Genomic DNA, 6,697 nt, shown 5'->3' with positions numbered 1-6,697 from the left:
TCGTAGGCTCGCTGGTCGTCTATGGCGGGCTGTCGTCGTTGATCGCCACGCTGGGCATGAATTTCCTGCTGCGCGGCCTGATCCAGATCATCAACGAGGGCAAGTCGATGGCGCTGACCAGCCTCAGCGACAGCTGGGCCTACACGATCTTCTCCAGCCAGCTCCTGGGCATTCCGGTGCAGATCTTCTGGGCCATCGGCTTCGTCGTGCTGTCGGCGATGCTCTATAACCGCCATCGTTTCGGCGCGCAGGTGAGGGTGGTGGGTGACAATCCCGACAGCGCCCAGCAGATGGGCATCGACGTCAAGCGCGTGCGGGTGAAAGTGTTCGTCTTCGTCGGCATCGGTGCGGCGATCGCCGGCACCTTCTCGGTGATGATCAACTTCACCTGGTGGCCGACCGCCGGTGACGGCTATCTCCTGCCGGTGCTGGCCTCGGTGTTCGTCGGCGGCACGCCGACCTGGGGCGGCATCGGCACCGTCGTCGGCGGCGTCATCGGCGCGGTTACCGTGTCCTTCATCCAGACCGGCGTCGTGGCGGCGGGATTGAGCGGTTTCTATGTGCAGTTCTTCAACGGGCTGATCATCATCCTGTCGCTGCTGGGGCACAAATGGAATCAGGCGCGGTATCGGTGAGGGGCTGTTTCGTTGGCGGACCGCATGCCTTGACGATTGGCGTAGACATCAATCACTTCGTCATCCACGGGTCTGCGCCGCGTCGCTACCCTCCTTGCTTCGCCCGTGGACGACGAAGGTGAGGCTTCCGCGGGGAAAACGCCATCTTCACACCGCAGCCACAAACCCATCCAGCACGCGTTTCTGGCCGGCTTTGTCGAAGTCGATGGTCAGCTTGTTGCCTTCGATGGCCGAGATGTTGCCGTTGCCGAATTTCTGGTGGAAGACACGGTCGCCGACGTTGAAGGCGGACGGCTTGTCGGAGACGGATTTGGCGACCAGCTCGCCGTCGATGGTGCGGCCCTTGACCGAGGTGCGACCGGCGCCGTAGCCGCTGTCCGTCTCGCCGTAGCCGATGCGCTCGACCTGGTGGCCGGAGCGCGAGCCCCAGTTGCGGTCGGTCGCCTCGGTGCGGTTGGCCTGCGCGCGCTGCCAGCCCGGCGTCGCATAGGTGTTGGAGAAGGCGCCGGATTTTTCGCTGTCGGCGCCGACATTGTCGAAGCGCGAGGCGCCATAGGGGTTCTGCCGTCCTGCGCCCTGGCCGCCGCGGCCGGAGGCAAAGGAACCGCCGCCATAGGAATTGCCGTAGCCGCCGTAGGAGTTGCCGCTTTCAGCGACCTCGACATGGGCGTTCGGCAATTCCTCGAGGAAACGCGACGGGATCGTCGACTGCCATAGGCCATGGATCTGGCGGTTGGAGACAAACCAGATATGCAGGTTCTTCTTGGCCCGCGTCAGGCCGACATAGGCGAGGCGGCGCTCTTCCTCCAGCCCGGAGCGGCCGCCTTCGTCGAGCGCGCGCTGATGCGGGAAGAGGCCTTCCTCCCAGCCGGGCAGGAACACGGTCTCGAATTCGAGGCCCTTGGCCGAATGCAGCGTCATGATCGAGACGGCGTCGAGCCCGGCATTCTGTTCGGCGTCCATGACCAGCGCGACGTGCTCGAGGAAGGAGCGCAGCGATTCGTACTCCTCCATCGAGCGGATCAGCTCTTTCAGGTTCTCCAGCCGGCCGGGGGCTTCCACCGAGCGGTCGTTCTTCCACATGTCCGTGTAGCCGCTCTCTTCGAGAATGGTCTCGGCGAGTTCGGTGTGCGGCGTGGTTTCCAGCGCCTTCTGCCAGCGCTCGAAATTGGCCGCCACTTCGCGCAAGGCGGCGCGCGGCTTCGGCTTCAACTCGTCGCTTTCGGCGAGCTTGGCGGCGGCCTCCAGCATAGGGATGCGCAGCGCACGGGCGGTGTCGTGGATCTGGCGGATGGTGGCTTCGCCCAAGCCGCGCTTGGGCACATTGACGATACGTTCGAAAGCGAGGTCGTCGGCGCCTTGCGCGACGACACGGAAGAAAGCCATGGCGTCGCGGATTTCCAGGCGCTCGTAGAAGCGCGGGCCACCGATGACGCGGTAGTTGAGGCCGAGTGTGATGAAGCGATCCTCGAAGGCCCGCATCTGGAAGGATGCACGGACAAGAATAGCCATGTCGTTGAGATTGTGCTTCTGGCGCTGATAGGCCTCGATGGTCTCGCCGATGGCGCGGGCTTCTTCTTCGGAATCCCAGGCGGCGTGGACATTGACCTTGCCATCCTCGGGATCGTTGCGATCCGTGAACAGCGTCTTGCCGAAGCGGCCCTCATTGTGGGCGATGAGGTGGGAGGCGGCACCAAGGATGTGCGCGGTCGAGCGGTAGTTGCGCTCCAGCCGGATGATGGTGGCGCCGGGGAAATCCTTGTCGAAACGCAGGATGTTGTCGACCTCGGCGCCGCGCCAGCCATAGATGGATTGGTCGTCATCGCCGACGCAGCAGATGTTTACGGTGGCGCGGGTTTCGGCCGAAGAGCGCCCAATCTCCCCCGGCTTGCCTTGAGGCCTTTGCGCCAACAGCCGCAGCCACATGTACTGGGCGGTGTTGGTGTCCTGGTACTCGTCGACGAGGATGTACTTGAAGCGCTTATGGTATTCCTTCAGCACGTCCGGATTGGCGCGCAAGATGCGGATCGGGTGGCAGAGCAGGTCGCCGAAATCGCAGGCGTTCAGCGTCTTCAGCCGCTCCTGATAGGCCTTGTAGAGTTCGCGGCCCTTGCCGTTGGCGAAGGCGCGCGCGTCGCCCTCGGCAATGTCGGCGGGGCCTTGCCCCTTGTTCTTCCAGCCGTCGATCATCTGGGCGAACTGCTTGGCCGGCCAGCGCTTGTCGTCCAGCCCCTCGGCCTGGATCAACTGCTTGATCAGCCGCACGACGTCGTCGGTGTCGAGGATGGTGAAGTCGGAGCGCAGGCCGGCGAGTTCGGCATGTCTGCGAAGCAGCTTCACTCCAATCGAGTGGAAGGTGCCGAGCCACGGCATGCCCTCGACATTGCCTTCGCCGATCAGCACGCCGATGCGGATCTTCATCTCGCGCGCGGCCTTGTTGGTGAAGGTCACCGCGAGGATCTGCGACGGAAACGCCTTGCCGGTGGCGAGGATGTGGGCGATGCGGGTGGTGAGCACGCGGGTCTTGCCGGTGCCGGCGCCGGCCAGCACCAGAACCGGACCCTCCGTTGTTTCAACAGCTAGCCGCTGCTCCGGGTTGAGGCCCTTCAGATAGTCGGGTGCGTTGTTGTGTCCGCTGCGGGCAGCCATGGCGCGCGCGGCGATACCCGACGGGGCCGAGGGCCGCGCATTGGGTTCGTCGAAAAAGGGCATGTCTTCGGAAAAGCCGGACATCGCCCCCGAATGTAGTGATTCGGTGGGGAAAGACCAGAACTGTCTACGTTTTGTTCCGCTAAAGTGCTGGCGGCAAGGATGTACGGGCTGTTCAGGCCTTGCGGTAGCCGAGAGCGACGAAAAATCGCTGCCCTAACGAACGCGCCTCATCGGTCATCACGGCGCCGAGTGCCGTCTGCATCCGGTCGTAGTAATGGCTGCCCGCAGGGGACGCGAGAAATGCCGCGTAAAGCCTGAGATCGTCGAGCGACAAGTCACGATAGGCGAAAGCATTTCCTTCCATGATCCCCTTTTCGGCTTTTTCACGAAGGTTGCCGGCCTGCTTATGCACCAGCACCATTATCTGCTGATCCGATAAAGGCTGCCCGGCTGCCGCGAGCATTCCCGAAACCATCGCATAGCCCATGTTCAATGCGATCGCTTCAGCCATGTCCACGGCGCTGGTATCGTCGACGATTTTCCGGTACAGCGCGAGCCGTGCCGGATCTCCCGCCTGAAGTCCTCCAAGGATTTTCGGACCTTCGATCTTCTTGCGCCCCACGGCTTGCGGATCGGACGCTTGGATCTCCAGGGCTGTGACCCGCCTGCCCAATGGTGAATCGAAGAAAGCAGCCAGATCGGTGAGATCGACGGGCTGCAACCGGCCCGTCATCCGCGCCTCTACGGCTTTCTCCATCCTGTCAGCGTCAAAAGCGCCTTCAGCGGCGGCGGACAAGGCTTCCTTGACTTTTTCCGGCCCCGGCACGGATTTGATGCCGGCGACTATGCTTGGGCCGAGGCCGGCCAGCATCTCGTGGAAGCCGCTTGCCTTGTTGATCTCCTCGAGCGTTTGTGCCGACGCCGGTTGACTGCCAGCCATAAGCACGACGAAGCCGAACAGCGCGCCGGCAATGCGCATCCATGGCGGAAAGACGAAGGGCATGACTCGGTCTACTCCACGGTGATGCTGCGACGGAGACTGCTCGATAACCCGACCGCAGGCAAGATGAATTGCCACCTTGGCGTGTGGGCCAGCTTGACAGGCGGGGCGGGCAGGAGAAAGCTGTGCGCAGGGCAGGAACGGGACATCGGGCTGTCCTTGGCGTGGCAAAGCGCAACAGTCGAAGGAGTATCATCTTGGCTGTCACCATCACCTCCCTCATTCTTTTCCTCATCGGCCTGGCACTCGGCGGCGGCGGCATCCGCCTGGCGATGCTGGGCGGCAGCTGGTACTATGTCGTTGCTGGCCTTGCCTTCCTGATCGCCGCCTGGCTGCTCTACCGGCGCCGGTCCACCGCACTGTGGCTCTACGCGGCGATCGTGCTCGGCACGCTGGCCTGGGCGGTCTGGGAAACCGGCTTCGACTGGTGGGAACTCGGGCCTCGCGGCGGCGTCATCGTGCTTCTCGCTTTGTGGCTACTGACGCCGTGGGCGAGACGGGGTCTTGTCGGCCCTGACGCACGCGCGCCGCTGATCCTTGCCGTGCTGGCATCACTGGCCGTCGCCGGTTATTCGATGACTTCGGATCCGAAGGACATTGCCGGCGAACTCGGCACCGACAAGGTGGTCGCCAACGCCAATCTCGGCAATGACGTGCCGGCCGGCGAGTGGCACTATTACGGCCGCACGCAGTTCGGCCAGCGCTATTCGCCGCTCGACCAGATCACACCGGACAATGTCGCCAAGCTGCAGCCTGCCTGGACCTACCAGACCGGCGACGTGAAGGGACCGGACGATGTCGGCGAGACCACCTATCAGGTGACGCCGCTGAAGATCGGCGACACGCTCTACATCTGCACGCCGCATAATTTCGCCATCGCCATCGATGCCGCGAGCGGCAAGGAGAAATGGCGCTTCGATCCCAAGGTCAAGCTTGACAAGGACCGCCAGCACCAGACCTGCCGCGGTGTGGCCTATTACGCCGATGCCGCCGGCGCCGCCGGCCAGCCCTGTGCGACCCGCGTCTACCTGCCGACCTCGGATGCGCGGCTGATCGCGCTCGACGCCGCCAACGGGCAGATCTGCCCGGCTTTCGCCGAGGGCGGCACGCTGAACCTTCTGACCAACATGCCCTATCCGAAGTCGGGCTATTATTACTCGACCTCGGCACCGCTGATCTCAGGCGGCAAGATCATTGTCGGCGGCGCGGTCAACGACAATTATTCGACGCAGGAGCCGTCCGGCGTCATCCGCGCCTACGACGCTGCCACCGGCGCGCTGGTGTGGAACTGGGATTCCGGCAATCCGGACCAGACGACGCCGCTGCCGGCCGGCCAGACCTATACCGCCAACTCGCCCAACATGTGGTCGACGCCGAGCGCCGACGAGAAGCTCGGCCTGCTCTACGTGCCGCTCGGCAACCAGACGCCGGATCAGCTCGGCGCCGGGCGCAGTGCCAATGTCGAGAAGTTCTCGTCGTCGATCACCGCGCTCGACCTCAACACCGGACAGGTGCGATGGGTGCGGCAGACCGTGCACCACGATCTCTGGGACATGGACGTACCGGCGCAGCCGAGCCTGATCGACATCACCAAACCCGACGGCACGGTGGTGCCGGCGCTGGTCGGACCGACCAAGCAGGGCGATCTGTATGTGCTCGACCGCCGCACCGGTGAGCCGGTCATCGCGGTCAACGAAGTGCCGGCGCCCGGCGGCGCGATCGAAGGCGACCACACATCGCCGACGCAGCCGGTCTCCGATCTCACCTTCATGCCGAAGCCGCTGACCGGCGCCGACATGTGGGGCCTCACCATGTTCGACCAGTTGGCCTGCCGGATCGAATTCCAGGGCCTGCGCTATGAGGGTCGCTATACGCCGCCTTCCGTCCAGGGCTCGCTGATCTACCCCGGCAATTTCGGCACCTTCAACTGGGGTGGCGTCGCCGTCGACCCGGTCCGGCAGGTGCTGTTCGGCATGCCGACCTATCTGGCGTTCAAGTCGCAGTTGATCCCGCGCGATCAGGTGCCGCCGCCGGACGAAGGGCGGGGCAGCGAACAGGGGCTGAACCGCAACGAGGGCGCGCCCTATGCGGTGGTGATGGGACCGTTCCTGTCGCCGCTCGGCATTCCTTGCCAGGCGCCGCCCTGGGGCTATGTCGCCGGTGCCGATCTCAGGACCGGCAAGATCGCCTACAAGCACCGCAACGGCACCGTCTACGACATGACGCCGCTGCCGCTGCCGCTGAAGGTCGGCGTGCCCGGCATCGGCGGGCCGATGATCACCGCCGGTGGCGTCGCCTTCCTGGGGGCCGCAGTCGACGACTACCTGCGCGCCTACGACCGGACATCAGGCAAGCAGCTGTAGCAGGCGCGGCTGCCGGCCGGCGGGCAATCGACGCCGATGACGTATAC

Annotated in this window: 2 protein-coding genes and 2 pseudogenes; 2 read left to right on the top strand and 2 right to left on the bottom strand. The window is 64.4% G+C overall.

Annotated features, from left to right (window positions below; genetic code table 11):
- Positions 1-635 (top strand): annotated as a pseudogene (locus tag EN932_RS25180) (ABC transporter permease); the annotation flags it as partial.
- A gap of 147 nt (positions 636-782) precedes the next feature.
- Here EN932_RS25180 and EN932_RS25175 read toward each other — a convergent pair.
- Complete coding sequence (locus EN932_RS25175) at positions 783-3,368, bottom strand: UvrD-helicase domain-containing protein (protein WP_127388399.1); 2,586 nt, start codon at positions 3,366-3,368, stop codon at positions 783-785.
- Between the two features lie 91 nt (positions 3,369-3,459).
- Positions 3,460-4,290 carry a DUF2059 domain-containing protein gene (locus EN932_RS25170; protein WP_063172472.1) on the bottom strand — a complete coding sequence of 277 codons (831 nt, stop codon included), beginning with the start codon at positions 4,288-4,290 and terminating at the stop codon, positions 3,460-3,462.
- A gap of 194 nt (positions 4,291-4,484) precedes the next feature.
- Here EN932_RS25170 and EN932_RS25165 point away from each other — a divergent pair.
- Positions 4,485-6,647 (top strand): annotated as a pseudogene (locus EN932_RS25165) (glucose/quinate/shikimate family membrane-bound PQQ-dependent dehydrogenase); the annotation flags it as partial.
- Between the last annotated feature and the right edge of the window lie 50 nt (positions 6,648-6,697).

Origin of the sequence: Mesorhizobium sp. M7A.F.Ca.US.002.01.1.1, assembly GCF_004022955.1 — a bacterium.
Lineage (GTDB): Bacteria > Pseudomonadota > Alphaproteobacteria > Rhizobiales > Rhizobiaceae > Mesorhizobium > Mesorhizobium ciceri.
This window is presented reverse-complemented; position numbering and strand designations above follow the sequence as displayed.

Excerpts from the sequence above, each read along its gene's own strand:
- EN932_RS25175 (WP_127388399.1), bottom strand. The coding sequence starts at position 3,368 with ATGTCCGGCTTTTCCGAAGACATGCCCTTTTTCGACGAACCCAATGCG.
- EN932_RS25170 (WP_063172472.1), bottom strand. The coding sequence starts at position 4,290 with ATGCCCTTCGTCTTTCCGCCATGGATGCGCATTGCCGGCGCGCTGTTC.